We start from the raw sequence: 25,373 nt of genomic DNA, 5'->3' as shown, positions 1-25,373 counted from the left end.
CAGCCTTCGACTTGCGGCGCCAAACTGTCTCTCCCGGCTCGATAACGAGCGATCACCAACAAGCGGCGGATGAATCGCGCTTCGGCCATGAGGCGCAGGAGTTCGCCGAACCAGGAGATTTGAGCGATGAGTACCTCAATCCAGAACGGAGCCAAAGGCGGGCAGCCCGCCATGCAGACACCCCCCGTGGTATCGCCCCAGGCGTGGGAGGCCGCGCGCAAACAACTTCTCGTGAAGGAAAAGGCCCACACCCGCGCAGGCGACGCGTTGGCCGCCGAGCGCCGGCGAATGCCTTGGACGGCGGTGGAAGAAGCGTATGCATTCGAAGGACCCGCGGGCAAGGCCAGCCTGCCGGATCTGTTCGGCGGCCGGCGCCAGTTGATCGTCTACCGCGCCTTCTTCGAGCCCGGCGTGTTCGGCTGGCCCGACCACGCCTGCCGGGGCTGCTCGATGGTGGCCGACCAGGTTGCCCACGTCGCCCACTTGAACGCGCGCGACACCACCCTCGTCTTCGTCTCGCGTGCGCCGCAGAGGGACATCGCTCGGCTCAAGTCACGCATGGGCTGGGAGATCCCGTGGTTCACCCTCACCGACAGTTTCGACGCCGACTTCGGCGTCGACGAGTGGCACGGCACCAACGTGTTCTTCCGCGATGGCGATCGCGTGTTCCGCACTTACTTCACCAACAACCGCGGCGACGAGCAGATGGGGAACACCTGGAATTACCTCGACATCACGCCGCTGGGCCGGCAGGAGGTCTGGGAAGACTCGCCCGAGGGCTACCCCCAGACACCGACCTACAAGTGGTGGAACTGGCACGACAACTACGCCGCGGAAGCAGCACCCGACCAGAAGTGGGTCGAGGTGTCGGACGCCGGGGAAGCCGCGTTCCGGGCCCAACGCGAATGAACAGCGTGCCGCCGCGTTCTTGATTCGAAGTTCGACCAGGGCGGCACTTCGAATCGTCACCGGAGTTGGTCGAAGCGGCGAGACGGCCAGCGCTTTCGACGTTCTGCTCTCTGGCAGCTGCCAGCCATTGCTTCTACATTTTCTTCACGGAGCCAGTCTGCTCCTTGGAGAAACAAAATGTCGAAGCAGCTACAACTCAGGAACGTCCTGGTTCTGGGCGCAGGAAAAGTGGGCAGCACAGTGGCCGACATGGTGGCCGAATACCACCGTGTGCCCGTGACGCTGGCCGACCAACTTGCGGGCAAGCCGTCCAGCGATCCGCTGGTCCGGCGAATCACGTTGAACGTCGAAGACGACGCCGCGCTCGCCAGCGAACTGGCATCGCACACCGTGGTCATCAACGCATTGCCTTTCTTCCTGGCCGCGCGGGTCGCCACGCAGGCCGCCAGGTTGGGCGTGCATTACTTCGACCTCACCGAGGATGTGGCCGCGACCCACGCCATCCGCCAGCTGTCTGGCGAAGCCACCTCGGTGCTGATGCCGCAAAGCGGCCTCGCGCCCGGCGTGATCGGGATGCTCGGCGGCCACCTGGCGGGACACTTCGACGAGCTGTACGACCTGCGCCTTCGCGTCGGCGCGCTGACGCGCAATGCCACCAACAGCCTTCGCTACAACTTCACCTGGAGCATCGACGGCGTCATCAACGAATATTGCAACGCGTGCGACGCCATCGTGAACGGCCAGCTCGTTTCCGTGCAGCCGCTCGAAGGCCACGAGACCTTCACGCTCGACGCGGAAGCCTTCGAGGCCTTCAATACCTCGGGCGGCCTGGGCACCCTGTGCGAGACGCTGCGCGGCAAGGTGCGCAATCTCGACTACAAGACCATTCGCTATCCGGGCCATCGCGATGCGATGAACTTCCTGCTGCACGACCTGCGCCTGATCGAGCGCCGCGACCTGCTGCGCCAGGTGCTCGAGCACGCGGTGCCGCACAGCCGCGAGGACGTGGTGATCGTGTTCGCTTCGGCCTCGGGCCTGCGCGAGGGCCGCTTCGAGCAGGAAACCCGCGTGGGCCGGGTCTTCGGCGCCACGCTTCGCGGCAAGGAGCGCACCGCTATTGAGCTCACCACGGCCGCTGGCGTGGTCGGCGTGCTCGAGCTGCTGCTGAAGGGCAAGCTGCCGCGGGCCGGATTCGTCGGGCAGGAGCAGGCACCGCTCGAGGCGTTTCTCGCGACGCGCGTGGGCCACTACTACAAGGGGCTCGGCGTGAGCGCGCCGAGCCCCGCGCACAAAGAATTCGCCGAAGCCTGAGCGCTTCGCGCATCCGGCTCGCCGGGGAGCGCCGCTCCCCGCGCACCGGCGGCCGCCCTTTTCTTTTCAATCCCGGACTGGAGTTTTGCCATGCGTGGTGCAGACGTGCTCGTGCAGATGTTGATCAACTACGGCGTCGACGTTCTCTTCGGTGTTCCCGGCGACACCAACGTGCCCTTCTACGAAGCACTTCAACGCCGCCAGGGCGACATCGAACATGTCATGGCCCGCGACGAACGCTCCGCGGGCTACATGGCCGACGCCTATGCGCGGCTGACCGACAAGCCCGGCATCTTCGAATGCCCCTCCGGCGCCGGTGCGATGTACTCGCTGCCACCGCTCGCGGAATCGAACGCTTCTTCGGTGCCGGTCATCCTGCTGACCATCGACCTCCCGTTGCCCGGCGAAGGCCGCGGCATGATCACTGAACTCGACTGCGCCAGGCTCTTCGAACCCGTCACAAAGATGTCGGTGCAGGTGAAGTCACCCGAGAAGCTGCCCGAGATCATTCGCCGCGCGTTTCGCGTGGCCTGCTCCGGCACGCCCGGCGCAGTGCACCTGCAAATTCCGGAGGACATGCTGCTGGCGGACATCGACCCCGACACGATCTCGCTGCACGCCGAGCCTGAATGCAAGACCTTCCCTGCCTACCCCATGGCGCCCGCGCCGGGCAAGGTGGGCGAGCTCTTTGCTCTGCTCCAGAATGCCTCGAGGCCGCTGTTCGTCGCCGGCGGCGGCGTGAACCGCTCCTGTGCCGGCAGCGCACTCACCGACGTGGCCGCGGCGCTCAACGTGCCCGTGGTCAACACGATCACGGGTCAGGGCGCCCTGCCCGACGACCATCGACTGGCCATCGGCGTCATCGGCGACAACGGCTTTCATCCCCATGCCAACCGCGCCATCGAGGAATCGGACCTGGTGATCTTCGTCGGTTCGCGCATGGGCTCCGTCGTCACGGTCGGGTGGACCTTCCCCAAGTCGACCCTCAACAAGCGCGTCGTCCAGATCGACATCAACCCCGAGCGCCTCGCGAACAACTACGAGAACCTGCTCTCGATCGCGGCGGATGCGCAGCTGGTCCTGACGCAGATCCTGAAGGAAGCGCCTGTTGATTTCGACGCCTCGAAGCACACGCCCTGGGTCGACCACCTCAACGCCTACCGCGCGAACTTCTGGGACCATGCCGAAAGCGTGCTCTCGCTGGACGACGTGCCGCTGCGGCCCGAGCGCGTCGTGCGCGAATTCAACAACCGGCTCGCGCAATACGGCAAGGCCGTGCACATTCTTTCCGATGCCGGCACGCCCACGCCGTACATGACGCGCTTTCTTCGCATCGGCGACCGCCGCACGCGGTTCGTGATTCCGCGCGCATTCGGCGGCCTGGGCTCCGCGATTCCCGCGGTGGTCGGCGCCTGGTATGCCGACAAGACACGCCGGCCGATCGGGATGTTCGGCGACGGCTCATTCAACATGGCCGTCGGCGAGCTCGAGACGCTGGTCCGCAAGAAGGTGCCGGCACTGCTGATGCTGTTCAACAACGGCTGCTTCGGCTGGATCAAGGGGCTGCATCGGCTCAAGGGCCACGACGCGTGTTTCGGCGTGGACTTTCTGCCGCCGCGAGGCCAGGCCATCGCCGAGGCTTTCGACATCAAGGCCTGGACGGTCACCACGCCCGGTGAACTGATCCAGGCGCTGGACGAAGCCTTCGGCTACGACGGCCCCTGCCTCATGGACATCCACATCGAATCGCTGGCGGACCGGGTGCCGCCCGTCTACTCCTGGCTGGCCAGGAAGAACCTCGACCCGTTGGCGCTGGCTCCGGAAGACGTGGCCTACCTGTAGCTCTCGATGCCAACGGTTCACGATAGACTTTTCGGTGAATGAACTGATTGGCCTGGATGAAGAACACTGTTGCCGTGCTGGGCGCCGGAATCGTCGGCGTTTCGTGTGCCCTCGAACTCCAGCGACGGGGTTTCGACGTGACCATCTTCGACAGGACCGGGCCGGGCCGCGAGACCTCCTACGGCAACGCCGGGGTGATTGCCCGCAGCTCGCTCATGCCTTTCAACCATCCCGCGTTGTGGTCGACGCTTCCCAAGCTGCTGAAGAACAGGTCCGCGAGCTTTCGCTACGACCCGCTTTTCCTCACGAAGAACCTGACGTGGGCGTTGAAGTTCTTGTCGAACACGCGCACCTCGGTCTTTAATGAAACGACTGCGGCGCTCGACGCGCTGATCCGGCTTTCGACGAGGGAGCACCAACGGCTGCTGACCGAAGCGGGTGCGGCGCATCGCCTGCGCACGACCGGATGGCTCTTTCTCTACCGCAGCGAGGCAGGATTTCTCGGCAGCCGGCTCTCCCGGGACACCTTCGAGAAGTTCGACATCGCAACGCAGGTTCTCGATGCGCGGGAGCTTGCGGAACTCGAACCGCATCTGAAGCCGCTGTTCCCCCGCGCACTCTGGATTCGCGACACCTGGTCGGTGGACAGTCCGGGCCAGGTGGTCGAGGCATATGCACGGCTTTTCACTGCCCGCGGCGGCCGTATCCGACAGGCTTCAATCGGCGCGCTTCGCCGTTCGAACACCAGCGAGGCCTGGCAAGTGACCGAGGACGCCGGCACGGTTCACGAGGCATCGCGCGTGGTGCTCGCACTGGGCCCCTGGACCCGGGAGTTCGCGAAGAAGTCGCTGGGCCTCGCGGTGCCGATGGCGTTCGAGCGCGGCTACCACATGCACTATCGGGCCGCCAGCGGTGCCTCGCTCGCGCGCCCGGTCTACGACACGGGCGGGGGCTACGTGCTGTCGCCGATGGAGCAAGGCCTGCGCTTGTCCACCGGCGTGCAGCTGGCCGATCGCGCTGCACCTCCAAACCTCGCGCAATTGGATCTGGCCGAACAGGCGGCGCGCGAAGCGTTTCCGCTCGAAGGCCGGCTTGGAAAAGAGGCCTGGCTCGGCAGCCGGCCCACGCTGCCGGACAGCCGTCCTATCATCGGCGAATGCCCCGGCCGCCCAGGCCTGTGGCTCGCGTTCGGCCATCAACACATCGGCTTCAACGCCGGCCCGGGGACGGCCGCGCTCCTTGGATCGATGATGGCCGGTGAGACCTGCGCGTTCGATCCTGCGCCGTTCCGGCCTTCCCGGTTTCTCGGCTGAAAGACGTCAGTGCCTTCGCGTCGACTCGACACGGGAGTGCATCGGTCTGGAACCTGGAGCCTGCTCATGGTGCGGGTCGGGGACATTCATGGGTTTTCGATCAAAAATGGACGTTTTGCCTGCCCGGAGTGACGGTATGACGAGAACTTCCCGTCATCCTGACGAACTGTCACATTGCTCGTGACTATCATGACTTCTAGACTTCAGTCGCGGGCTGAGGCCTTCTTTCCAATTGTTTGATGGCGAGCTTTTTGCTTGGAGATACCTATGATTGAAAAACGAGCGTTCCTTCGCATCCTCCTCGCACTGACGAGCGCATGCACCCTGACCCTCACCGCTGCACAGGAGCCGGAAAGTTCGATGGCCCGCGTTCAACGGACCAAGGTCCTGCGGGTCGGCGCGATTGCCGGCGCGATTCCCTACTTCAACAAGGATCTCGTTTCGGGCAAGTGGGAGGGCTTCGGCCCTGATTTCTCCGAAAGCCTGGCCAAGAAGTTCGGTGCAAAGGTCGAGTACGTGGAAACGACCTGGGGAAACGCGGTGCTCGACCTCCAATCGAACAAGATTGACGCGATGTTCGGCATGGCGCCGACGCCGGCGCGCAAGGAGGTTGTGAACTTCTCCGACACCCTGTTCGACAACACCTACACCGCCGTGTGCAAGAAGGGGTTCCCGACCAAGACCTGGGAGCAGCTGAACGCGCCGGAAAACAAGATCGTGGTTGACGTAGGCTCGAGCCATGACCAACTGGCCACGCGCATTCTTCCGAAGGCAGAAGTGCAGCGCCTCGAAAACTCGGGGTCCGCAACGCTCGCGCTGCAAGCCGGCCGCGCCGACTGCCAGATCCTGGTGATCCTGCTGGCGCAGCCGCTGCTGGCCAAGCGCGCCAACGTCGGGGTGATGCAGATCCCGACACCGGTCTACACCGCGCCCGTGAGCATCGGGCTGCGCAAGGAAACCGATCCAGCGATGCAGACGGCGGTCAACACCTGGCTGGGCGAAGTTCGCGCCAAGGGCGAGGTCCGAAGCGTGATCCTGAAGAACATGGAAAAACTCGCCGGCGTTCCCGCCAGCGCATTCCCGCCCGAAATCAAGTTCTGAGGCGGAGCCTCCCATGGAATACGTTGAAACGCGGGAGTCGCCCAAGTCGCGATCTCGACTGGGCATCGCCCTGATGGTCGTTCTCGCGCTCGCCGGCGCCTGGGCCCTGGTCAAGCACTTCGCGGGCGGAAGCGCCGCATCCGCCGGCTACGACTGGGACTTCGGCGTGCTGTGGAAGTACCGGTCGCTCCTCATCAGCGGCTTGCTCTACACACTGCTCTTCACGGTGGTCTGCGTGGTGCTCGGGCTGCTGGTGGGCCTGGTGACGGGGCTGGGACGGCTCTCCAACAACCCGTACATCACCGCGCCGCTGCGGGCCTATATCGAGGTGTTCCGGTGCACGCCGGTTCTGGTGCAGCTCGTCTGGTTCTATTACGCACTGCCCGTGCTCACCGGCCTTGAACTCTCGGCAACGGCCGCGGCCACCCTCTGCCTGACGCTCTATGGCGGCGCGTTCTATTCCGAGATCGTGCGCGGCGGGATCATCTCCATCGACTCGGGCCAGACCGAAGCGGGCAAGGCCCTCGGCATGACGCGCCTGCAACTGCTTCGCCGCATCGTGCTTCCGCAGGCGTTCAAGAAGATGGTGCCGCCCCTGATGAACCAATCCATCATGCAGCTGAAGAACACCTCGCTGCTCTCGGTGCTGGCCGTGCCGGACCTGCTCTATCAGGGCCAGGTCATCGCGCACGACACCTACCGCCCGCTCGAGCTCTATACGTTCATTGCGATTGCCTATTTCGCCGTGCTCCTGCCCGTCACGATCTGGGCCAAGCGCATGGAATACGGCGTGGCGAAAGAAGCCTGACATGACCCAAGCCGTGATCGAAATCACTGGACTCCGAAAGTCCTTCGGCGCCCACGTCGTGCTCAAGGACATCTCGCTGAAGATCGAACGCGGCCAGGTGGTCGCCATGATCGGGCCCTCGGGTTCCGGCAAATCCACCCTGCTTCGCTGCATCAACCTGTTGACGATTCCGGACGGCGGACGCATCGCTGTCGGTGAACAGACGATTCAGTTCAGCGGCAAGGAAACGGCGCTGCCGAACGAACGCAAGCTCGCGAAGTTTCGCGCCTCCACCGGGATGGTGTTTCAGCACTTCAACCTGTTTCCGCACATGACTGCGCTGCAGAACGTCATGGAAGGCCCTGTCACCGTGCTCAAGACGCCGAAGGCAGAGGCGGCAGCCGCAGCCAGGGCGCTGCTGCAAAAGGTCGGGCTGCTCGAGCGCGCCGACTACTACCCCGACAAGCTTTCGGGCGGGCAGAAGCAGCGCGTGGCGATCGCACGCGCGCTGGCGATGAAACCCAACGTCATGCTTTTCGACGAGGCTACGTCGGCACTGGACCCCGAACTGGTCGGTGAGGTGCTGACCGTCATCAAGGGCCTGGCAAAGGAAGGCATGACCATGATCCTCGTCACCCACGAAATCGGCTTTGCGCGCGAGGTAGCGGACCAGGTGATCTTCATGCGCGACGGCGTCGTTGCGGAAGCCGGTCCGCCGAGCATCGTCATCGACAACCCGCAGCAGGAATCGACGCGCGCCTTCCTGGGCCGCTTCAAGGCATCCGCAGGCACGCCAGAGCCGGCCATCACATAGTGGCCGGCGAGCATCCGACAGTAGGAGCCCACGCATGGCAGCAAGGGTGGTGCCATTGCGGCGCGGTGCGCTTCGAATTCTTGCTGGCGTCGTTGAAGGGCGTGAGCTGCAACTGCAGCTATTGCGTGCGCAAGGCGGCACTGCACCACCGCGTGCCGGCGAAACACTTCCGCCTGCTCTCGGGCGCAGGGCGGCTGTCGAGCTACCAGTTCGGCACGGGGCGCGCACACCATCTCTTTTGCAAGACGTGCGGCATTCATACGCATTGCCATCCGCGATCGGCCCCCGAACAGGTCAACGTCAACCTGCATTGCGTCGACGCGGTGCAGGACGCGCGGGTCGAAGTCTCTCTTCACGATGGTCGTGGCTGGGTCGCATGACCCTCCGTGCGCGCACTGCCGTAGCATTCGGCTCCAATCAATCAATCTTATGAGGCAGTGCGATGGATGGAAGACTGGATGACCTCGACCGCCACCTGTTGAGCCTGCTGCAGGCAAATGCCAGGGAGCCCGCCGCCAACCTGGCGCGAAAGCTCAAGATCGCACGCACCACCGTCGTCGCACGCATTGCCCGGCTCGAACGCGACGGCGTGGTTGCGGGATACGGCGTGCGGCTCGGACAGAAGCTGGAACATGCCGCAGTGCGCGCGATCTGCGGCATCAGCGTCAATGCGAAGAGTGCTCCAGCCGTGATCCGGGCGCTCGAACGCGTGCCGGAAGTGGAGGAACTTTCGGCAGTGAGCGGCCAGTTCGACTACATGCTCTTCCTGCGCTGCGAGACGCCCGAAAAGCTGGACATCCTGCTGGACCAACTCGGCCAGCTCGACGGCATCAACCAGACGCAGACGTCCATCGTGCTGAGCCGGAAAATCGACCGCCGAAGCGCGATCTCCACAGTTCCCGGGCCCGCCCCATGACCGCTGCGGCACCAGGCTTCCTCGGCGTGTTGATGCTCGACACGCGCTTTCCGCGGCCGCCAGGCGACGTCGGCAATCCGGACACCTATGCAAGGGCAGGCATCCCCGTACGCTTCCTGACCGTGGAAGGCGCTTCGCCCAGGCGCATCGTCGAGGAGGCCGATCCGCGCCTGATCCAGCCCTTCGTCGACGCCGCGGTGCGACTGGTTGCAGACGGTGCGTCGATGATCACCACCAGCTGCGGCTTCCTGGCCGCCTACCAGGACGAGCTTTCGAAGGCGGTTCCGGTGCCGGTGCTGACCTCGAGCCTGCTGCAGGTGCGGCGCCATGCAAACCCGGGCATCGTCACTTTCGATGCCGCATCGCTGACCCCGCAGATTCTGCAAGCGGCCGGCGTGCCCGCGGGAACGCCCCTCGCGGGCGTGCGCCCGGGCTGCGAATTTCATCGCCGCATTCTGAACAACGACACCGTGCTCGACCTTGCCGAAGCACAGCGCAACGTCATCGACGCAGCCGTGCGTTTGATCGAAGCATCGCCCGCCGTCGAGAATATCGTGCTGGAATGTACGAACATGCCGCCCTACCGCGAAAGCGTGGCCGCCGCAGTCGGCCGCCAAGTGCACGACATCGAGACCCTGATCCTGGAAGCCTGGTACGCCGGGAACGCGGCGCAGCATCCGCGGCGCTGACCGCTCAGCCCTCGCGAGCCGCCTGGCTGGCGTCCGCGCCGTTGCCCACCAGCTGCCACAGCGCCTCGGCCACGGGCGCCATGTGCGCCGCCTGCCGGTACAGCCGGATGTCCACCGGCACGCGCCAGCCGCCCGCGCCGGCATCCACCAGCGCGCCGCAGCGCAGGTCGTCCGAGACCAGGCTCATGGGCAGCCACGCCAGGCCGCGCCCTTCGAGCGCCATGGTGCGCAGCAGCACGGCATGGTGGGCCGTGAAGACCACCGGCAGCGAGGGCGCGAAGTCCTTGCCGAACTCGCTGTCCTGGATCGCCCGCATGATCCGGCCGAGGCCGGACGCCTCGCTGTACGCCAGCACCGAAGGCGCCTTGTCCCCGCCCAGCGCATGCAGCGGCGCACCGCTCGCATCCGGCGCCGCCACGGGCAGCAGCACGTCCTCGCTCAGGCGCTGCATGGGATATTGCGCTTCGTCGAGCCGGCCCGGCGCGCCGGCATGGCCGTGGCACAGCACGAACTGCACGCGTCGCTGCAGCATCAGGTCTTCGCAGGCTTGCGAGCTGTCGGAGATGGTCTGGATCGGCCCCAGGCTCAGCCGCGCCTCCACGCTGCCCAGCCAGCGCGGAAAGAAGGTCAGCGACAGCACGTGCGTGGCGGCAAAGCTCAGGCTCGCGGCGGCCATGTCGTGCGCGGCGCGTGCCTTGATGCGGGCGGCCTCCAGGGCGGCCAGCACCTCCTGCAGCAGCGGCTGGAAACGCTTGCCCGCCGCGGTCAGCGCCGCCGGGTGGGCGCTGCGATCGAACAGATCGACGCCCACCCATTCCTCGAGCGCGCGGATGTGCCGGCTGAACGCCGGCTGCGCGATGGAGCGCGCCTGCGCCGCGCGCGAGAAATTGCCGCTCTCGGCCAGGGCCAGGAAGTCTTCCAGCCATTCGAGATCGAGGGGTCGGTTGCCGGGGCCCATGCGCTGCGCGAGCTGTTGAATAGTTGTATGCGATTCGAGTATTGGACGGTGCATGCCCCGCCGGCCAAAGATGCACGCATTCCTGCATCTTGAACCACAACGGAGACACGACATGCCTTCCATCGCGAATTATCGCGGGATCATTCCCGCCATTTCCTGCCCCTTCACGACCGACTACCGCATCGACGAGCCGGCGCTGCGCAAGCTCGCCTCGTGGCTCGCGGGCCACGACGGCGTGGTGGCGGTCATGACCAACGGCCACACCGGCGAGGTGTTCTCGCTCACCCCGGCCGAGCGGGCCGAGGTGACCCGCATCGTGGCCGACGAGCTGCGCGGCCGCATGCCGGTGATCTCGTCGATCGTGTGCGAAGGCCTGGCCGAAGCCGCCGAGCACGCGCGGGCCGCACAGGTGGCCGGCGCAGCGGCGCTCGACGTGATGCCGCCGCACCACTGGCTGCGCTTCGGCTTCACGCCGGGCCACGCGCTGCAGTATTTCGAGGCCATTCACCGCGCCGCGCCGGAGCTCGACCTGGTTTGCCACGTCTACCCGGCCTGGACCCGCGCTTCGTATTCGTCGCAGCTGCTGGCCGAGCTGGCTCGCCTGCCCTACCTGCAGGCCTTCAAGGTCGGGCAGCGCGACATGAACAAGTACGCCCGCGACATCCAGGCGATCCGCGAGGCCGACGCGTCCAAGGCCATACTCACCTGCCACGACGAGTATCTGCTGGCCTCGATGGTGCAGGGCGTGGACGGTGCGCTGGTCGGCTTTGCCACCTTCATTCCGCAACTGATCATCGACCTGTGGAACGCGGTCAAGGCCGGCGACCTGAAGAAGGCGATGGCGGTGCAGGCCCTCATCACGCCGCTGAAGGACGCCGTGTATGGCGGCGGCGAACCCACAGGCGAGGCGCATGCGCGCATGAAGGGCGGCATGTACCTGGCTGGCGTGCTCGCCAACGCCACGGTGCGCCCGCCGACCGAAGCGCCGAATGCGCGCGAGATGGACGCGCTGCGCGCCGCCGTCGCGCAGGCCGGCCTGTCGAAGCGCTGAGAGAACCACAGGCGCCCGGCCCGGCGCCGCCGGTGCCCCGTCCGAAAAACCAGAAGGAGACAAGAGACATGCAACGCAACCATTTTTTGCGCGCCACGATCGCGGCCCTCGCGCTTGCCGCGGCGTCTTCGGGCATCGCGCAGACGCAGCCCTGGCCCAGCCGGCCGGTGCGCGTGGTGATCCCGTTTCCGCCGGGCGGCACGCTCGACACGGTCGGCCGCCTGCTCGCGCAGAAGCTCGGCGACCAGACGGGCCAACCCTTCATCGTCGAGAACCGGCCCGGCGGCAACGGCGTGATCGGCGCCGACGTGGTGTCGAAGGCACCCGCCGACGGCTACACGCTGCTGTTCAACGCCTCGACCTTCACCACCGCGCCCATGACGATGAAGTCGGTGCCCTACGAGGTCGTCAGGGACTTCACGCCGGTGGCGCTCGTCGCCAAGGCGCCGCTGTCGGTGGCCATCAACAAGAACCTGCCGATCACCGACGTCAAGTCGCTCATCGCCTACGCCAGGGCGAACCCCGGCAAGATGACCTTCGCGGTCGGGTCGATCGGCTCGGCGGGGCACCTGTCGACGGAACTGCTCAAGCGCGCGGGCGGGCTCGACTACCTGATCGTGCCGTACAAGGGTACGGCGCCGGCTTTCCAGGACCTGATCGGCGGCCAGATCGACGGCTTCATCGATCCGATCCTGGGGTCGCTGCAGTACCACAAGAGCGGCATGCTGCGCGTCGTCGCCGTCACCTCGGCCGCCCGCGCCACCAGCCTGCCGAATGTGCCCACGGTAGCCGAAAGCATTCCGGGCTACGAGTTCTACAGCTGGTACGGCCTGTGGGGCCCGGCCAAGCTGCCGCCCGCGATCACGCAGCGGCTCAATGCCGAAGTGAACAAGGCGCTGGGCACAGACATGCGCGAAACGCTGAACGCACAGGGGCTGCTGCTGACGCCGGGCAGCGTCGACGATTTCGCCCGGTTCCAGCAGGCCGACATGGAGCGCTCGAAGAAGATCATCGTCGAGGGCAACATCCGTGTCGAATGAAAGCGCCCCGCTCGCCGTCGTGACGGGCAGCAGCAGCGGCATCGGCCGCGCCATTGCGTCGCATCTGCTGGAGCAGGGCTGGCGCGTGAGCGGGCTCGACCTTGCGGCGCCCACGCTGTCGCACGCAGGTTTCGCGCATGCGGCCATCGACCTGTCGGATGCCGGCGCCATCGCGCGTGCGGTGGCCGCGCTGCAAAACGCCGACGCGCTGGTGCACGCGGCCGGCGTGCTGCGCGTGGGCCCGCTCGGCCAGCTCGACCATGCGGGCGGCGAACTGATGTGGCGCCTGCATGTGGACGCCGCCACACGGCTGGCCGATGCGCTCGTGCCCACGATGGCCGCGCGCGGCCGCGGCCGCGTGGTGTTCATCGGCAGCCGCGTGGCGCAAGGCCTGCCGGGCCGCGGGCAGTATGCCGCGACCAAGGCGGCGCTGATCGCGCTCGCGCGCAGCTGGGCGGCCGAGGTGGCCGCAAGCGGCGTGACCATCAACGTCGTGTCGCCCGGCGCGACGCAGACCGCGATGCTGCAGGACCCGGCGCGCGCAGGCAGCGCGCCACGGCTGCCGCCCATCGGTCGGCTGATCGAGCCCGCGGAGATCGCCGCGCTCGTCGCCTTTCTTCTTTCCCCGCCGGCCGCGGCCATCACGGGCCAGGACATCGCCATCTGCGGCGGTGCGTCGCTGCACCGCTGAGCTCTCTTCGTTTTCTTCTTACGCAACAGACCATGAAAATCGTCAACGTCCTCGAGTCCACGCGCCCCATCAAGTCGGACATCCGCAACGCCTACATCGATTTCTCGAAGATGACCCTGAGCCTCGTGGCGGTGGTCACGGACGTGATCCGCGATGGCCGGCCGGTGGTGGGCTACGGCTTCAACTCCAACGGCCGCTACGGCCAGGGCGGCCTGATCCGCGAGCGCTTCCTGCCGCGCCTGCTCGAGGCCGAGCCGGCCTCGCTCGTCGACGAGACCGGCGACAACCTCGATCCGCACAAGATCTGGGCCCGCATGATGATCAACGAGAAGCCTGGCGGCCACGGCGAGCGCTCGGTGGCCGTGGGCACCATCGACATGGCCGTGTGGGACGCGGTCGCCAAGATCGCCGGCAAGCCGCTGTACCAGCTGCTGGCCGAACGCTACGGCAGCGGTACGCCCGATCCGCGCGTTTTCGTTTATGCCGCGGGCGGCTACTACTACCCCGGCAAGGGCCTCGAAGGCCTGCAGCGCGAGATGACCAGCTATCTCGAGCGCGGCTACTCGGTCGTGAAGATGAAGATCGGCGGCGCCACGCTCGCGCAAGACTGCGAACGCATCGAGTCGGTGCTCAAGATCCTCGGCCCCGGCCAGCAGCTGGCCGTGGACGCCAACGGCCGCTTCGACCTGCCCACCGCCATCGACTACGGCCGCGCGCTGTCGCAGTACCCGCTCTTCTGGTACGAGGAAGCCGGCGACCCGCTCGACTACGAACTTCAGGCGAAGCTCGGCGAGATGTACGCCGGCCCCATGGCCACGGGCGAGAACCTGTTCTCGATGCAGGACGCGCGCAACCTCATCCGCCACGGCGGCATGAGGCCCGACCGCGACTGGCTGCAGTTCGACTGCGCATTGAGCTATGGCCTCGTCGAGTACCTGCGCACGCTCGACATGCTGAAGGCCAACGGCTGGTCGCCCTCGCGCTGCATCCCGCACGGCGGCCACCAGATGTCGCTCGCCATTGCCGCGGGCCTGGGCCTCGGCGGCAACGAGAGCTACCCCGACCTGTTCCAGCCTTATGGCGGCTTCCCTGATGGCGTGAAGGTGCAGAACGGCTACGTCACGCTGCCGCCGCTGCCGGGCATCGGCTTCGAAGGCAAGGCCGATCTCATTGCCGAGATGCGCGCATTGGCGGGGTAGCGTGCGATGCCCGGTCGGGCACCGGTCCGTCAGAAGCGGCGGTTGTAGGAGAAGGTCACCCCCGCCTTGCCAAGAACCGCGGCCTGGATCGCGTCCCTGGGCGTCAGGCGCCAGCCGATGGCCGGAATGATGGCCGGCGAGAAACCCCCGACGTTGAACGGCACCTTGTCCTTGAAGCGCCCGCGGTAGCCGCAGAGGATGCCGCCGGACAACTTGAAATACAGCGAGTCAGAGCCCAGCAGCTCATCCCGTTCATGGCCGTAGTTGGCGACAACCCAACGGGACGCCAAATAACGTGAGGTCCCGCAATTCTTCACGGCGGGAGGATTTCGTGTGCGAAGCGGCCTTCCCCCGAAGACGCGTCTGCTCGGAGCGCTACGCGTTCCCCAATGCGTTCACGCGTGCGAGCGCGCACGCACGCTCGCGTGCTTCTTCACGCTCACCACGGGCGGCCCGTTCAGCACATCATCCAGCGTGCGCAAGGCATCGCGGACCACCGCCTGCCGCGGCGGCTCGGTGCTGGTCGTGCGAACGGCCTGAACGATCGCGTCATCGCGACGATCCGGCGCGTGCGCGAGAGGCGGTACACAGTCCGCCACGGCACGCCAGAACATGCTCGCCGGCAGCACTCCCAGTGCCCGCCAATCCGCCGCGCGCGATGCCGCGTCGGCATCGGCGCGGCGGCTGGCGCTGGCGTCCTCCAGCAACTGCGCTCCGAGCGCCAGGCTCTGCGCGCCGCAGGTCTCGAGCATTGCCAGGGCGTGCAGCCCGATGCTCCACTGCGCCTTGCAAAGTGCCAATGGGAAGGTGAAGTCGTTGCCCATGATCGAGTGCCTTCAGGATCTGTTGTGCCGATGGCCCATCTTGACGGCGCCCGGTGCGCGCGGGCTTGCGCAGGATCAAGGGACGGGCCGCCAATCGCCCTGCCCTCGACTCATCGGCATCTGCCGGGCGCGGCTGCCGAAGCTCAGCGCGCGGGTTCGATGCGCGTGACGACGATCTTGCCGCCCATCTTTCCGGCATCGAATCGCACCTTGTCTCCGGCCTGGAACTTGTCGAGCACGCTCTCGTCGCTGACCGCAAAGACCATGGTCATGCCCGGCATGTCCAGGCTCTTCAACGGGCCGTGCTTGATCGTGAGCTTCTTGTTGTCCTTGTCGACTTTGCGGATCTCGCCGTCGGTGAGTTCCGGGGCTGCGGCCTCCGCGGTGCCGGGCGCATCGGGCTTGGGCGCCTGCGCATGGGCTGCGCCTGCGAAGGTCAATGCGGCCATGGCCGCCATGAGTGAAATGCGAATCCTCGACATGGTGTGTATCTCCTGGAAGTCTGTTGGGTTTACTTGGCCGCGGTCTTGGCGACCGTCACGGCGCCCTTCATGCCGGCGTCGTAGTGGCCCGGCTGCAGGCATGCGAAATCGACCTTGCCGGCCTTGGTGAACTGCCACACGATCTCGCCGCTCTTGCCGGCGGCCAGGGTCACCATGTTCGGGTCGGCGTGTTCCATCTCGGGGTTCTTCTTCATGGCTTCGTAGTGCTCCTTGAGTTCCTTCTCTGTGCCGAGCACGAGCTCGTGCTTCAGCTGTCCCGAGTTCTTGACGACGAAGCGAACGGTCTCGCCCTGCTTCACGCGGATGTCGGCGGGCGTGAAGCGCATGCCGTCGGTCATGTCGACGTGGATGGTTCGCGTGGCCTTGGCGGCCACGCCGGGTTGGCCGATGGCCTCGTCGCCGTCGCCATGGCCGCCGGCGTGATTGCCGGTGGCAGAGGCGGCGGCGGCCGCAAGGGCGAGGAGCGCGGCGAAGGCGGTGTTGCGGAGGGTGTGTTTCATGGTTTCCTTCTGAGGGTCGGAGGTTGGAAGAAAGAGGGGATGAAAAATCAATGGCCGGAGTGGCCGCTGCCGGGCTTGCGAACCTGGACTTCGATGTTCTTTGCGGGCATGTTCTGCGTCGGCATGGCGGCCTCGCCGGCTTCGCGCTGGCGCGCGGTTTCGGGCGGCGGGCCGTCGAGCTCGTAGGCCACGGTGCCCTTGGGATGCCTGAACCAGCCGGGGTTCGAATAGTCCCCTGCCTTCTGGTGCTTGCGCACCTTCACCACGCTGAACATGCCGCCCATCTCGACCGAGCCGAACGGTCCTTCGCCGGTCATCATTCGCGCGGTGTTGTCGGGAATGGGCATTTCCATCTCGCCCATGTCGGCCATGCCGCGCTCGCCCATCACCATGTAGTCGGGCACCAGGTTCGTGATCTGCTTGACCATGTCCTTGTGGTCCAGGCCGATCAGCGTGGGCACGTCGTGGCCCATCGCGTTCATCGTGTGATGGCTCTTGTGGCAATGAAAGGCCCAGTCGCCTTCCTCGTCGGCCAGGAACTCGATCTGGCGCATCTGGCCGACCGCCACGTCGGTGGTCACCTCGTACTGGCGCGTGCTCCTGGGCGTCGGTCCCCCGTCGGTGCCCGTGACGAGGAATTCGTGCCCGTGCAGGTGCATCGGGTGGTTCGTCATCGTCAGGTTGCCGATGCGGATGCGCACCTTGTCGCCCTGCCTGACGTTGAGCGAATCGATGCCGGGAAAGATCCGGCTGTTCCAGGACCAGAGGTTGAAGTCCAGCATCGTCATGATCTTGGGCGTGGCGCTGCCGGGTTCCACGTCGTAGGCGTTGAGCAGGAATACGAAGTCGCGGTCGACTTTCTCGATCAGCGGATGCTCGGCCTTCGGGTGCGTCACCCAGAAGCCCATCATCCCCATGGCCATCTGCGTCATCTCGTCCGCATGCGGGTGGTACATGAAGGTGCCGGGCCGGCGCGCGACGAACTCGTAGACGAAGGTCTTGCCGGGACGGATCGGCGGCTGCGTGAGACCCGTGACCCCGTCCATGCCGTTGGGCAGGCGCTGCCCATGCCAGTGCACGCTGGTGTGCTCGGGCAGCTTGTTGGTCACGAAGATCCGCACCCGGTCACCTTCCACCACCTCGATGGTCGGGCCGGGCGACTGGCCGTTGTAGCCCCAGAGGTTGGCCTTGAAGCCGGGAGCCATTTCGCGCACCACGGGCTCGGCCACGAGGTGGAACTCCTTCACGCCGTTGTTCATGCGCCAGGGCAGGGTCCAGCCGTTGAGCGTGACCACGGGGTTGTACGGCCGCCCGCCGGTTGGCATGAGCGGCGGCATGGTGTCGGGCTTGGTCTGGAGCACGGGCTCGGGCAAGGCGGCCATCGCCACCTTGGTCACGCTCGCGGCGGCGATGGCGCCGGTGATGGCACCCGCGCCGCTCAGAAAATTGCGTCTGTTGGTCATGTCGTTCGAATCGTTGGTGAGCGCACGTTCTGCACTCAGTGGGCCGCACTGGCGGAGGCGGCTTCGCCCCCCACGCTGGCGGTGGATGCGCCCATGGCCGTGGGCTTTCCGATCACCGAGGCCGCCAGCGCGGCGTCGGCCAGCCAGAACTGCTGCTGGGCATTGATGGCGTTGGTCACGCTCGAAATCTGGTCGCGCGCCTCGGCCAGCAGCTCGAAGACGCCGATCAGCATGCCGTTGTAGCGAAGCACGTTCTCGTCGGCCATGGCCTGGCGCAGCGGCACGATCTCGTCACGGTAGTGCCGCGCAATGTCGTAGGCCGTGCGGTAGGCTGAATAGCCCTCGCGCAGCTGCGACGAAGCGCCGCGCACCGTGGCGTCGTAGCGGTTGGCCGCGGCCAGCGATTGCGCGTTCAATGCATCGCGCCGCGCCGAGCCCCAGTCGAACAGCGGCAGCCGCATGCCGAGCTCGAAGCCGCGCCGCGTGCTCTTCGTGCCCTCGGCGTTGTCGAACACCGTGTCGCGCCGGCCGCCCACCTCCACGTCGATGAAGGTCGACAGCAGGTTGATGCCCTGCGACTTGCCCGCCACGTCCAGCTGCGCGCGCGCGAGCTGCACGTCCAGGCGCTGCTCGGTCGCAGTGGCGGCCACTTCCCGGGCTTCGCGCGGCGCTTTCGGCAGGTCGGGCAGCCGCTGCGGCAGGGTCAGTTGGACGGCCTGCGCATCGTCGAGGCCGAGTGCGCGCACCAGCTCCTCGCGCGCGGCGGTGGCGGCGTGCCGCGCCGACGCCAGCTGCGTAGTCGCGTCGGCATAGAAGACCTGCTGGCGCGCGCGCTGCAGCTTGCTGAAGTTGCCGATCTGCTGCATGCGCCGCGCGAGTTCCGCGCTGGCCTGCGCCGAGCGGTTGACCTGCTCCGCGTACTGCAGCATCTGCTGCGTGGCGACGGCGCGGACCCAAGCCTGCCTCACCTGCGTGACCTGGTCGACCACGGCGCCGGTGAGCTGCACCTTGGCCTGGGCGGACTGGCTGCGCGAAATGGACAGGCGCTGCGGCAGCAGGATGAGGTCGACGAGGCCGAAGGACAGCAGCCGCCCGATCTCGAGCTCGCTGTTCAGACGCATCCGCTCGAAGGTGAAGACCGGATTGGGCAGCCGCCCCGTCTGGTCGGCCGCGGCCATGTCGCCCCAGCTCTGGGCGACCAGCGCCTGCACGGCCGGGCTGTTGGCCAGCGCGAGCTGCACCGCGTCGCTCTGCGAGAGCGGCCCGGACAGCAGCTCCTGCGTCAGCGCCGCGCGGCGGTCCCGCTGTTCCTGCGTGCGGCTGAGTTCGAGCTTGCCGCCGGTGAACTGCTGGGCCTGGGTGTTCGTGTCCTGCAGCGCGTCGTCGATGCCCACCGAGGCGCAGCCGGCCAGGAAGGCGGCCGCCACGGCAACGGCCGAAAGGCGCAAGGCGCGCTTCATGGCTTCTCCTTGGCCGCGGGCATCGGCATCGCATGGCCTGGCTGCGCCTGAGGTTCAGCGGGTGCGCCCTTGGGCGGCTCGGCCGCGGGCGGAGTGCTCTCGGCGGCCTCCTTGGCGTAGGCCTGCCAGCCGCCGCGGCGGTAGACCGTCTCGTTGGCCTCCTTCCACGGGATCGGCTTTACGTCGGCAAAGGGCCGGTAACCCTCCAGCGCGGACTTGTAGTCCGGGACGGTGGGCGCGGGTTGCGCCGCGGCAGAGAGCGCCCCGAAAGCGGAAAGTAGAACCAGCCAACCGGCTGGCGATGAATGGAACATGGCGTCCTCGCGAGTTCATGAACGGGTGCGTCGAAGCTGCCCCCGGGGCAGGCATGACGCAGGCGATGCATGCGCGCTCGCTGCAGCCCGTGACCGGGCCGCACGCAGGCGCACGAACGCTTCAGGCGCGAGGAGGTTTGTCGAGAAGGCGCGGCGGGACCGTGGCCACCGTGCTGGCGGGCTCGGTCAGGTCGGCGCGGGGAAGGCCCTGGAACACCGCGAGTTCCAGCGTGCTGGTGAGGGCAGTGGCATGGCAGGCGCCGCAGGTGCCGCACTTGTGCATGGCATCGGGCGCTGCATGGGCGGTTGTGTCGGCGTTGTCGTGCGCGGGCTGCCTGGCATCTTGCGCAGCCGCTTCGTGGTGACGATGGTCCGCATGTCCATCGCCGTGCACCGCCGGCCCGACCGACGCCGCGGCCACCGCACGCTCATGGCCCGGTCCGCAAAAGACCATGGCTGCCGCCGCGTAGGCCTGGAAAGGCACGGCAAACATCATGATCCAAAGGACGAAAAGGCGAACCCGGTGCATGGGTCGGATTGTAGACAAGGCGGGGCATCCGTCTACGCTGTGGGTCTATCCAGTCGGCATCCAGCGCCACAACTAGTAGGAAAGTACCGACCCGCACTGGCGGCCCCGGCCCGCGCGGGCTGTCGGCGGTTGTGGCTCAGATGAGGACTCAGTCAGGCAACGGAGGTAATCCCATGCATGCAAGAGTTCGTTTCCTCGGCCACTCGGTGCACCAGATGCTGGTGGTCTTTCCGCTGGGGCTGCTGGCCACCGCAGTGGTCTTCGACCTCATCTACCTGGCGGGCAGGAGCCAGGTCATGGCGGCCGTGTCTTATTGGATGATCGCGGCCGGCCTGGTGGGCGGTGTTCTCGCTGCGCCCTTCGGCACCCTCGACTGGCTGAGCATTCCGGCGGGAACGCGCGCCAAGCGCATCGGCGCCATGCACGGAGCCGGCAACGTGGTGGTGCTGCTTCTCTTCGCCTCGAGCTTCTTGCTGCGTGACCGGGACTACGCCCCGGTGCCAAGCCAGATGGTCTGGGCCTTCGCGGGTGCGGCCATCGCGCTGGTCACGGCCTGGCTCGGCGGTGAGCTGGTGGACCGGCTCGCGGTCGGCGTCGACGAGGATGCCGGCGTGAACGCCTCCAGTTCCTTGCGCAAGCCGCACGCCGCCGCCGGCAAGTAGCGGCGTTCCTCGTGCAGCAAGCCGCGCGCCGGATGCGCGCGTGGCCGCTGCGCGCTCAGAAGAACCCGAGCTTCTTCGGCGAATAGCTCACGAGCAGGTTCTTGGTCTGCTGGTAGTGGTCGAGCATCATCTTGTGGGTTTCGCGGCCGATGCCCGACTCCTTGTAGCCCCCGAACGTGGCATGCGCCGGATAGGCGTGGTAGCAGTTGGTCCACACGCGGCCGGCCTGGATCGCGCGGCCCATGCGGTAGGCCGTGCTTCCGTCGCGCGTCCACACGCCGGCGCCCAGGCCGTAGGGCGTGTCGTTGGCAATCTCCAGTGCCTCGGCTTCGGTCTTGAAGGTGGCGATGGCGAGCACCGGGCCGAAGATTTCTTCCTGGAAGATGCGCATCTTGTTGTGGCCCTTGAACAGCGTGGGCTGGATGTAGTAGCCGCCGGCCAGCTCGCCGCCGAGCTGCGCGCGGCCGCCGCCGGTCAGGCACTGCGCGCCCTCTTCCCTGCCCAGCGCAAGGTAACTCATGATCTTGTCCATCTGCATGGCCGACGCCTGGGCGCCCATCATGGTGTCGGTGTCCAGCGGGTGGCCCTGCTTGATGGCCTTGATGCGCTCCAGCGCGCGCGCCATGAACTTGTCGTAGATCGACTCCTGGATCAACGCGCGCGACGGGCAGGTGCAGACCTCGCCCTGGTTGAAGGCGAACAGCACCAGGCCTTCGATGGCCTTGTCGAAGAAGTCGTCGTCCGCATCGGCGATGTCCTCGAAGAAGATGTTGGGGCTCTTGCCGCCCAGCTCCAGCGTGGCAGGAATGAGGTTGCCGGCCGCGGCCTGCGCGATGACCCGGCCCGTGGCCGTGGAGCCCGTGAATGCGATCTTCGCGATGCGCTTGCTGCCCGCCAGCGCCATGCCGGCTTCGCGGCCGTAGCCGTTGACGATGTTGAGCACGCCGGGCGGCAGCAGGTCGGCCAGCAGTTCGGCCATCACCATGATGCTCACGGGCGTCGATTCGGCCGGCTTGAGCACCACGCAGTTGCCCGCGGCAATGGCGGGCGCGAGCTTCCACGCGGCCATCAGGATCGGGAAGTTCCACGGGATGATCAGCCCCACCACGCCCAGCGGTTCATGGAAGTGATAGGCGATGGTGTTCTCGTCGATCTCGCTCAGCGCGCCCTCCTGCGCGCGCAGGCAGCCGGCGAAATAGCGGAAGTGGTCGATGGTCAGCGGAATGTCGGCATTGAGCGTCTCGCGGATCGGCTTGCCGTTGTCCACGGTTTCCGCGTAGGCAAGCAGCTCGAGGTTCTGCTCCAGGCGGTCCGCGATCTTCAGCAGCACGCCGGCGCGCTCGGCCGGCGAGGTGCGGCCCCATTGGCCCTTGGCCGCGTGGGCCGCGTCGAGGGCAAGCTCGATGTCTTCCGCGCCCGAGCGGGCCGCGCGGGTGTAGGGCTGGCCGGTGATTGGCGTGATCACATCGAAGTACTGGCCCTTCACCGGCGGCACGAACTTGCCGTTGATGAAGTTGTCGTAGGCCGGCTTGAACTCGATCTTCGCGCCGGGGGTGTTGGGGCTGGCGTATTGCATGGTGTTCTCGTCTCCGTTGGGTAGGGGTGGAAGGCGACCGCGCAAACCGGATGCTGCGCGGTCTCCTGGGGTGCTGCATTGCACGCGCCGTGCCACCTGGGCTCGAACACCATTGGCCCGATCTGGCGCACGAAACGGGTCGGCTTTTTGCGCCAGACTGCAACAGGGGCGTGTGCCGCGGTGAGCACCTGTCACGAAAAGGGACAGTGCACACCCCTCCGTTCATGCTCCAGGCAGTGCCGCGCCGCGAAGGCGTCGCGCCGAAGAAGATGCTGACATCGGCATGACTGCGAAATCCTGTGCTGGATCGCGAGCCCAATTCGATGTGAACGGGAACACGATGGCTCCTATGCTTGTAGCGCACGGCACCCCTCGCCTGTCGCCGCGGCGGCGCCTTCCTCCCCTTTCCACTGGAGCTTCTCTCGTATGTCCCTGCAAGATTTCAAGGTCCTCACCTTCGACGTGGTCGGAACGCTTATCGATTTCGAAGGCGGCATGCTCGCCTACCTGCGCTCGGCGGTGCCCGATGCCGCCGTGAGCGACGACGACTTTCTGGCCGCCTACCGGGCCGCCCGCGCCGACGGCAACGCGGGCTGGTACCCCGATGACCTGGAGCGCTGCTGGCACGCCATCTCACCCGCACTGGGCCTGCCAGACACCGATGCGCTGGCAAAAGGCCTGCGCGATTCGGTGGCGCAGTGGCCCGCGTTTCCGGACTCGGTGGAAGCGCTCCAGCGGCTGCACAAGCGCTTCAAGCTGGTAACGATGACCAACGCCCAGCACTGGGCGCTGGCCCATTTCGACAAGACCCTGGGCTCGCCCTTCGACATGCTCCTGAGCTGCGACGACGCGCTGTGCGAGAAACCCGACGCGCGCTACTTCGCCTATGCGCGCGGCCGCTTCGAGGGCGCATGGGGCTACAAACAGGCCGACAACCTGCACGTGGCGCAAAGCCAGTACCACGACATCGGCATCTCCAAGCAACTGGGCATCACCACCTGCTGGATCGAGCGTCGCCATGCGCAGAAGGGATCGGGCGGCACCATCGAGTCGAAGCGCACCGAACCCGACTACCACTTCCACACGTTGACCGAGCTGGCCGACGCCGTCGAGGCAGGGCGCTGACCATGAGCATCACCGTTCTGCAGCAGTCCGCCACCATCGGCGGCCTGCAAGACCAGGGCACGCCCGCGCGCCCGCTGAGCCAGCCGCCCTGCCAACTGCGCGGCATCGACGTCGAGCTGGCGGGTGCCGGCGGCAACGACAGCGGCATCTGGGAGTGCGAGCCCGGCCGCTTCGAGCGCCAGCTGCCCAACGCCGAGGTCATGCACATCCTCACGGGCGCCTGCAGCTTCACGCCGACCGGCGGCGAACCGCTTCGGATCCGAGCCGGCGACACGCTGTTCTTTCCGGCCAACACCACCGGCGAGTGGCACGTGCACGAGACCCTGCGCAAGGTCTTCGTCGTGATGGCGATGTAGCTTTTTTTGCGGCGACCGGTTGCGGCTTCGAGGACCGCTGCGCGGGCTCAGAGCATGCCGTTGCGAAAGAGCAGCCCGCGCCAGAAGCCCAACTGCATGTCGAGGCGGCCCCGGTTGATGAGGTCCCGCAGCAGGCGCTGGCGGGTCGGTGCGGGCACGTTGTCCAGGATGTCCGCGCAGTCGTGCTCGCGATACAGCCCGCGCGAGAACAGGTCGCGCTTGACCACCGGGCAGCCCAGCAGGCGATAGAAGAGGCCGAAGCCGAAATGCAGCTGGCTGCCGTTGGTCACGTGCTCCAGGATGTGATCGATCAGCAGCTGGCGCGACAGCCGCTGCGCGCTTTGTGCCATGGCGTGCGCTTCGCTCGTCTTCGGCGCCGCGTGCGCGGGCGCATCCCGGCTCAGCAAGGCGACGCGTCCGTCCGCTTCGCGCAAGCTGCGCAATGCACCGAGCGTCGGCGTGCCGGCGGGCCCCGGAGCGGCCATCGCCGCGTCGCTTGCGGCAACGCCACCGCTCGGCACGTCGGCGTTGAGGATCAGTTCGCGCGCACTGAAGGACTGGCCCAGCACGGTCATCAGCACATGCCGGCGAAAGCCGTACGGCAGCCATCGCGTGGCGTCCACCACTTCGTGCAGGGGCATATCGCGCAGCTTGCGGGCGAGCCGCGTCGCGTCGTAGATCACGTCGATCGAGCAGGCCAGCCTCTTGAGCATGGCAGTCAAGCCCAATTCGCCGGCATGAATCGTGTGCTTGCGCAAGTCGTAGGGCGTGTAGTCCTGCCAGAACCGGCGGAACTCTGGATGCACGAATGCGGCGCCGCTCACTGACAGCGCAAAAGAGCCGACGTGATGCTGGTACTGGTTCTCGCCCAGGCCGACCACATCGAACTCGCTGAAGATGAACTCGGCCACCAGGCGGTCCAGCTCGGTGCCCTCGATGTAGAGCAGGCTGTCGTTGAAGTACAGCATGCGTTCCGGCTTCACGCCCTGCGACAGCAGGCTCAGCGTGGCGGCGCGGTAAGCGCCAAAGTCGCGCCCCACGTTGCGCCGGACCATCACCCGGTGGACCCGCTGCGAGAGCGCGCCCAGCTCTTCCGCGGGCACCTCGCCGTTGCACACGAGCACCGTGTTCACCTTGGCGCGCCGCAGTGCGTCCAGCAGCACATGCAGGTTGGCCGATTCGCCATGGCCGGCGTACTTGACCACGATCGCATACACCTCGCCGTGCGGCGGCACCACGACCTTGTCGGATTCGAAGCGCGGCCGGCGCTCGCGGCGCACGGCCGGCTGCTGCAGCAGCTTCGAACCCACGGTGTAACAGCCAAGAACCATCTGGACGGTGCGGCGACGCGCGAAGGACAGGAGGGAATGGATCAATCGCATGAGGTCTCCGCACACCGGTTAGTCAAAGCCGGCCCTTCTGGGCCACACTGCGGGTCTT

General features: G+C 66.7%; 28 protein-coding genes. 17 read left to right on the top strand and 11 right to left on the bottom strand.

Annotated elements, in window-relative coordinates; translation table 11 throughout:
* The first annotated feature begins 126 nt into the window (after window positions 1-126).
* From ACAM55_RS27710 to ACAM55_RS27665, 10 genes are all read left to right on the top strand, one after another.
* On the top strand, window positions 127-909 hold the full coding sequence (locus ACAM55_RS27710) for a DUF899 domain-containing protein (RefSeq protein ID WP_369657464.1): 783 nt from the start codon (window positions 127-129) through the stop codon (window positions 907-909).
* A 177-nt stretch (window positions 910-1,086) separates the two neighbouring features.
* Complete coding sequence (locus ACAM55_RS27705) at window positions 1,087-2,220, top strand: saccharopine dehydrogenase family protein (RefSeq protein ID WP_369657463.1); 1,134 nt, start codon at window positions 1,087-1,089, stop codon at window positions 2,218-2,220.
* Window positions 2,221-2,310: 90 nt separating this feature from the next.
* Window positions 2,311-4,062 carry a thiamine pyrophosphate-binding protein gene (locus ACAM55_RS27700; RefSeq protein ID WP_369657462.1) on the top strand — a complete coding sequence of 584 codons (1,752 nt, stop codon included), beginning with the start codon at window positions 2,311-2,313 and terminating at the stop codon, window positions 4,060-4,062.
* A gap of 56 nt (window positions 4,063-4,118) precedes the next feature.
* Window positions 4,119-5,375 (top strand): NAD(P)/FAD-dependent oxidoreductase, encoded by a 1,257-nt coding sequence (locus ACAM55_RS27695; protein ID WP_369657461.1) that lies wholly within the window; start codon window positions 4,119-4,121, stop codon window positions 5,373-5,375.
* Between the two features lie 360 nt (window positions 5,376-5,735).
* Window positions 5,736-6,476: a transporter substrate-binding domain-containing protein gene (locus ACAM55_RS27690; protein WP_369657460.1), complete on the top strand. Its 741-nt coding sequence runs from the start codon at window positions 5,736-5,738 to the stop codon at window positions 6,474-6,476.
* 13 nt (window positions 6,477-6,489) lie between these two features.
* Window positions 6,490-7,284: an amino acid ABC transporter permease gene (locus ACAM55_RS27685; protein ID WP_369657459.1), complete on the top strand. Its 795-nt coding sequence runs from the start codon at window positions 6,490-6,492 to the stop codon at window positions 7,282-7,284.
* 1 nt (window position 7,285) lies between these two features.
* The gene (locus ACAM55_RS27680) at window positions 7,286-8,077 is read left to right on the top strand and encodes an amino acid ABC transporter ATP-binding protein (protein ID WP_369657458.1); all 792 of its coding nucleotides are present in this window, start codon (window positions 7,286-7,288) and stop codon (window positions 8,075-8,077) included.
* Between the two features lie 65 nt (window positions 8,078-8,142).
* A complete protein-coding gene (locus ACAM55_RS27675) occupies window positions 8,143-8,457 on the top strand; it encodes a GFA family protein (protein WP_369657457.1) in 315 nt (104 codons plus the stop codon).
* 62 nt (window positions 8,458-8,519) lie between these two features.
* A complete protein-coding gene (locus ACAM55_RS27670) occupies window positions 8,520-8,993 on the top strand; it encodes an Lrp/AsnC family transcriptional regulator (RefSeq protein WP_369657456.1) in 474 nt (157 codons plus the stop codon).
* Entirely contained in the window at window positions 8,990-9,682 is a 693-nt protein-coding gene (locus ACAM55_RS27665; RefSeq protein WP_369657455.1) for an aspartate/glutamate racemase family protein, read from the top strand. Before ACAM55_RS27670 ends, ACAM55_RS27665 begins: the two co-directional genes overlap by 4 nt.
* 4 nt (window positions 9,683-9,686) lie before the next feature.
* Here the strand turns inward: ACAM55_RS27665 and ACAM55_RS27660 are convergent, their stop codons facing one another.
* Complete coding sequence (locus tag ACAM55_RS27660) at window positions 9,687-10,640, bottom strand: LysR family transcriptional regulator (RefSeq protein ID WP_369657454.1); 954 nt, start codon at window positions 10,638-10,640, stop codon at window positions 9,687-9,689.
* A gap of 112 nt (window positions 10,641-10,752) precedes the next feature.
* On the opposite strand from ACAM55_RS27660, the gene ACAM55_RS27655 reads away from it, so the two are divergent.
* From ACAM55_RS27655 to ACAM55_RS27640, 4 genes are all read left to right on the top strand, one after another.
* Complete coding sequence (locus ACAM55_RS27655) at window positions 10,753-11,691, top strand: dihydrodipicolinate synthase family protein (RefSeq protein ID WP_369657453.1); 939 nt, start codon at window positions 10,753-10,755, stop codon at window positions 11,689-11,691.
* 68 nt (window positions 11,692-11,759) lie between these two features.
* Window positions 11,760-12,731 (top strand): Bug family tripartite tricarboxylate transporter substrate binding protein, encoded by a 972-nt coding sequence (locus ACAM55_RS27650; RefSeq protein ID WP_369657452.1) that lies wholly within the window; start codon window positions 11,760-11,762, stop codon window positions 12,729-12,731.
* Entirely contained in the window at window positions 12,721-13,422 is a 702-nt protein-coding gene (locus ACAM55_RS27645; protein ID WP_369657451.1) for an SDR family NAD(P)-dependent oxidoreductase, read from the top strand. Before ACAM55_RS27650 ends, ACAM55_RS27645 begins: the two co-directional genes overlap by 11 nt.
* Before the next feature lie 32 nt (window positions 13,423-13,454).
* The gene (locus tag ACAM55_RS27640) at window positions 13,455-14,621 is read left to right on the top strand and encodes a mandelate racemase/muconate lactonizing enzyme family protein (protein ID WP_369657450.1); all 1,167 of its coding nucleotides are present in this window, start codon (window positions 13,455-13,457) and stop codon (window positions 14,619-14,621) included.
* 29 nt (window positions 14,622-14,650) lie between these two features.
* Here the strand turns inward: ACAM55_RS27640 and ACAM55_RS27635 are convergent, their stop codons facing one another.
* The 8 genes from ACAM55_RS27635 to ACAM55_RS27600 all read right to left on the bottom strand — a co-directional run bounded on the left by ACAM55_RS27635 (window position 14,651) and on the right by ACAM55_RS27600 (window position 20,214).
* The gene (locus ACAM55_RS27635; RefSeq protein WP_369657449.1) at window positions 14,651-14,911 is read right to left on the bottom strand and encodes a hypothetical protein; all 261 of its coding nucleotides are present in this window, start codon (window positions 14,909-14,911) and stop codon (window positions 14,651-14,653) included.
* A gap of 105 nt (window positions 14,912-15,016) precedes the next feature.
* Window positions 15,017-15,445: a hypothetical protein gene (locus ACAM55_RS27630; protein ID WP_369657448.1), complete on the bottom strand. Its 429-nt coding sequence runs from the start codon at window positions 15,443-15,445 to the stop codon at window positions 15,017-15,019.
* A gap of 143 nt (window positions 15,446-15,588) precedes the next feature.
* Window positions 15,589-15,927 (bottom strand): copper-binding protein, encoded by a 339-nt coding sequence (locus ACAM55_RS27625; protein ID WP_369657447.1) that lies wholly within the window; start codon window positions 15,925-15,927, stop codon window positions 15,589-15,591.
* Window positions 15,928-15,956: 29 nt separating this feature from the next.
* Entirely contained in the window at window positions 15,957-16,448 is a 492-nt protein-coding gene (locus ACAM55_RS27620) for a plastocyanin/azurin family copper-binding protein (RefSeq protein WP_369657446.1), read from the bottom strand.
* Between the two features lie 47 nt (window positions 16,449-16,495).
* A complete protein-coding gene (locus ACAM55_RS27615) occupies window positions 16,496-17,911 on the bottom strand; it encodes a multicopper oxidase family protein (protein WP_369657445.1) in 1,416 nt (471 codons plus the stop codon).
* A 35-nt stretch (window positions 17,912-17,946) separates the two neighbouring features.
* Window positions 17,947-19,371 (bottom strand): TolC family protein, encoded by a 1,425-nt coding sequence (locus tag ACAM55_RS27610; protein ID WP_369657444.1) that lies wholly within the window; start codon window positions 19,369-19,371, stop codon window positions 17,947-17,949.
* On the bottom strand, window positions 19,368-19,685 hold the full coding sequence (locus ACAM55_RS27605; protein ID WP_369657443.1) for a hypothetical protein: 318 nt from the start codon (window positions 19,683-19,685) through the stop codon (window positions 19,368-19,370). Before ACAM55_RS27605 ends, ACAM55_RS27610 begins: the two co-directional genes overlap by 4 nt.
* Before the next feature lie 121 nt (window positions 19,686-19,806).
* Window positions 19,807-20,214, bottom strand: a complete 408-nt coding sequence (locus ACAM55_RS27600) for a hypothetical protein (protein ID WP_369657442.1) — start codon at window positions 20,212-20,214, stop codon at window positions 19,807-19,809.
* Between the two features lie 173 nt (window positions 20,215-20,387).
* Between ACAM55_RS27600 and ACAM55_RS27595 the strand changes: the two genes are divergently transcribed.
* Entirely contained in the window at window positions 20,388-20,876 is a 489-nt protein-coding gene (locus tag ACAM55_RS27595; protein WP_369657441.1) for a DUF2231 domain-containing protein, read from the top strand.
* A gap of 55 nt (window positions 20,877-20,931) precedes the next feature.
* On the opposite strand, the gene adh is transcribed toward ACAM55_RS27595, so the two are convergent.
* Window positions 20,932-22,452, bottom strand: coding sequence for an aldehyde dehydrogenase (adh, locus tag ACAM55_RS27590; RefSeq protein ID WP_369657440.1), 1,521 nt, complete (start codon window positions 22,450-22,452; stop codon window positions 20,932-20,934).
* A gap of 426 nt (window positions 22,453-22,878) precedes the next feature.
* Between adh and ACAM55_RS27585 the strand changes: the two genes are divergently transcribed.
* Both ACAM55_RS27585 and ACAM55_RS27580 read left to right on the top strand, forming a co-directional pair.
* Window positions 22,879-23,577 (top strand): HAD-IA family hydrolase, encoded by a 699-nt coding sequence (locus tag ACAM55_RS27585; protein ID WP_369657439.1) that lies wholly within the window; start codon window positions 22,879-22,881, stop codon window positions 23,575-23,577.
* Window positions 23,578-23,579: 2 nt separating this feature from the next.
* Window positions 23,580-23,933, top strand: coding sequence for a cupin domain-containing protein (locus ACAM55_RS27580; RefSeq protein ID WP_369657438.1), 354 nt, complete (start codon window positions 23,580-23,582; stop codon window positions 23,931-23,933).
* Between the two features lie 47 nt (window positions 23,934-23,980).
* On the opposite strand, the gene ACAM55_RS27575 is transcribed toward ACAM55_RS27580, so the two are convergent.
* Window positions 23,981-25,243, bottom strand: a complete 1,263-nt coding sequence (locus ACAM55_RS27575) for a hypothetical protein (RefSeq protein ID WP_369657437.1) — start codon at window positions 25,241-25,243, stop codon at window positions 23,981-23,983.
* Window positions 25,244-25,373: the final 130 nt, after the last annotated feature.

The sequence above is a fragment of the Variovorax sp. V213 genome, from assembly GCF_041154455.1.
Taxonomy (GTDB): domain Bacteria; phylum Pseudomonadota; class Gammaproteobacteria; order Burkholderiales; family Burkholderiaceae_C; genus Variovorax.
The sequence above is the reverse complement of the archived record's forward strand: the minus strand, read 5'-3'. Positions and strand labels throughout refer to the sequence as shown.

Coding starts and splice junctions, on each gene's coding strand:
- ACAM55_RS27710 (WP_369657464.1), top strand. CDS start 127: ATGAGTACCTCAATCCAGAACGGAGCCAAAGGCGGGCAGCCCGCCATG.
- ACAM55_RS27705 (WP_369657463.1), top strand. CDS start 1,087: ATGTCGAAGCAGCTACAACTCAGGAACGTCCTGGTTCTGGGCGCAGGA.
- ACAM55_RS27700 (WP_369657462.1), top strand. CDS start 2,311: ATGCGTGGTGCAGACGTGCTCGTGCAGATGTTGATCAACTACGGCGTC.
- ACAM55_RS27695 (WP_369657461.1), top strand. CDS start 4,119: ATGAAGAACACTGTTGCCGTGCTGGGCGCCGGAATCGTCGGCGTTTCG.
- ACAM55_RS27690 (WP_369657460.1), top strand. CDS start 5,736: ATGGCCCGCGTTCAACGGACCAAGGTCCTGCGGGTCGGCGCGATTGCC.
- ACAM55_RS27685 (WP_369657459.1), top strand. CDS start 6,490: ATGGAATACGTTGAAACGCGGGAGTCGCCCAAGTCGCGATCTCGACTG.
- ACAM55_RS27680 (WP_369657458.1), top strand. CDS start 7,286: ATGACCCAAGCCGTGATCGAAATCACTGGACTCCGAAAGTCCTTCGGC.
- ACAM55_RS27670 (WP_369657456.1), top strand. CDS start 8,520: ATGGATGGAAGACTGGATGACCTCGACCGCCACCTGTTGAGCCTGCTG.
- ACAM55_RS27665 (WP_369657455.1), top strand. CDS start 8,990: ATGACCGCTGCGGCACCAGGCTTCCTCGGCGTGTTGATGCTCGACACG.
- ACAM55_RS27660 (WP_369657454.1), bottom strand. CDS start 10,640: ATGGGCCCCGGCAACCGACCCCTCGATCTCGAATGGCTGGAAGACTTC.
- ACAM55_RS27655 (WP_369657453.1), top strand. CDS start 10,753: ATGCCTTCCATCGCGAATTATCGCGGGATCATTCCCGCCATTTCCTGC.
- ACAM55_RS27650 (WP_369657452.1), top strand. CDS start 11,760: ATGCAACGCAACCATTTTTTGCGCGCCACGATCGCGGCCCTCGCGCTT.
- ACAM55_RS27640 (WP_369657450.1), top strand. CDS start 13,455: ATGAAAATCGTCAACGTCCTCGAGTCCACGCGCCCCATCAAGTCGGAC.
- ACAM55_RS27630 (WP_369657448.1), bottom strand. CDS start 15,445: ATGGGCAACGACTTCACCTTCCCATTGGCACTTTGCAAGGCGCAGTGG.
- ACAM55_RS27625 (WP_369657447.1), bottom strand. CDS start 15,927: ATGTCGAGGATTCGCATTTCACTCATGGCGGCCATGGCCGCATTGACC.
- ACAM55_RS27620 (WP_369657446.1), bottom strand. CDS start 16,448: ATGAAACACACCCTCCGCAACACCGCCTTCGCCGCGCTCCTCGCCCTT.
- ACAM55_RS27615 (WP_369657445.1), bottom strand. CDS start 17,911: ATGACCAACAGACGCAATTTTCTGAGCGGCGCGGGTGCCATCACCGGC.
- ACAM55_RS27610 (WP_369657444.1), bottom strand. CDS start 19,371: ATGAAGCGCGCCTTGCGCCTTTCGGCCGTTGCCGTGGCGGCCGCCTTC.
- ACAM55_RS27605 (WP_369657443.1), bottom strand. CDS start 19,685: ATGTTCCATTCATCGCCAGCCGGTTGGCTGGTTCTACTTTCCGCTTTC.
- ACAM55_RS27600 (WP_369657442.1), bottom strand. CDS start 20,214: ATGCACCGGGTTCGCCTTTTCGTCCTTTGGATCATGATGTTTGCCGTG.
- ACAM55_RS27595 (WP_369657441.1), top strand. CDS start 20,388: ATGCATGCAAGAGTTCGTTTCCTCGGCCACTCGGTGCACCAGATGCTG.
- adh (WP_369657440.1), bottom strand. CDS start 22,452: ATGCAATACGCCAGCCCCAACACCCCCGGCGCGAAGATCGAGTTCAAG.
- ACAM55_RS27585 (WP_369657439.1), top strand. CDS start 22,879: ATGTCCCTGCAAGATTTCAAGGTCCTCACCTTCGACGTGGTCGGAACG.
- ACAM55_RS27580 (WP_369657438.1), top strand. CDS start 23,580: ATGAGCATCACCGTTCTGCAGCAGTCCGCCACCATCGGCGGCCTGCAA.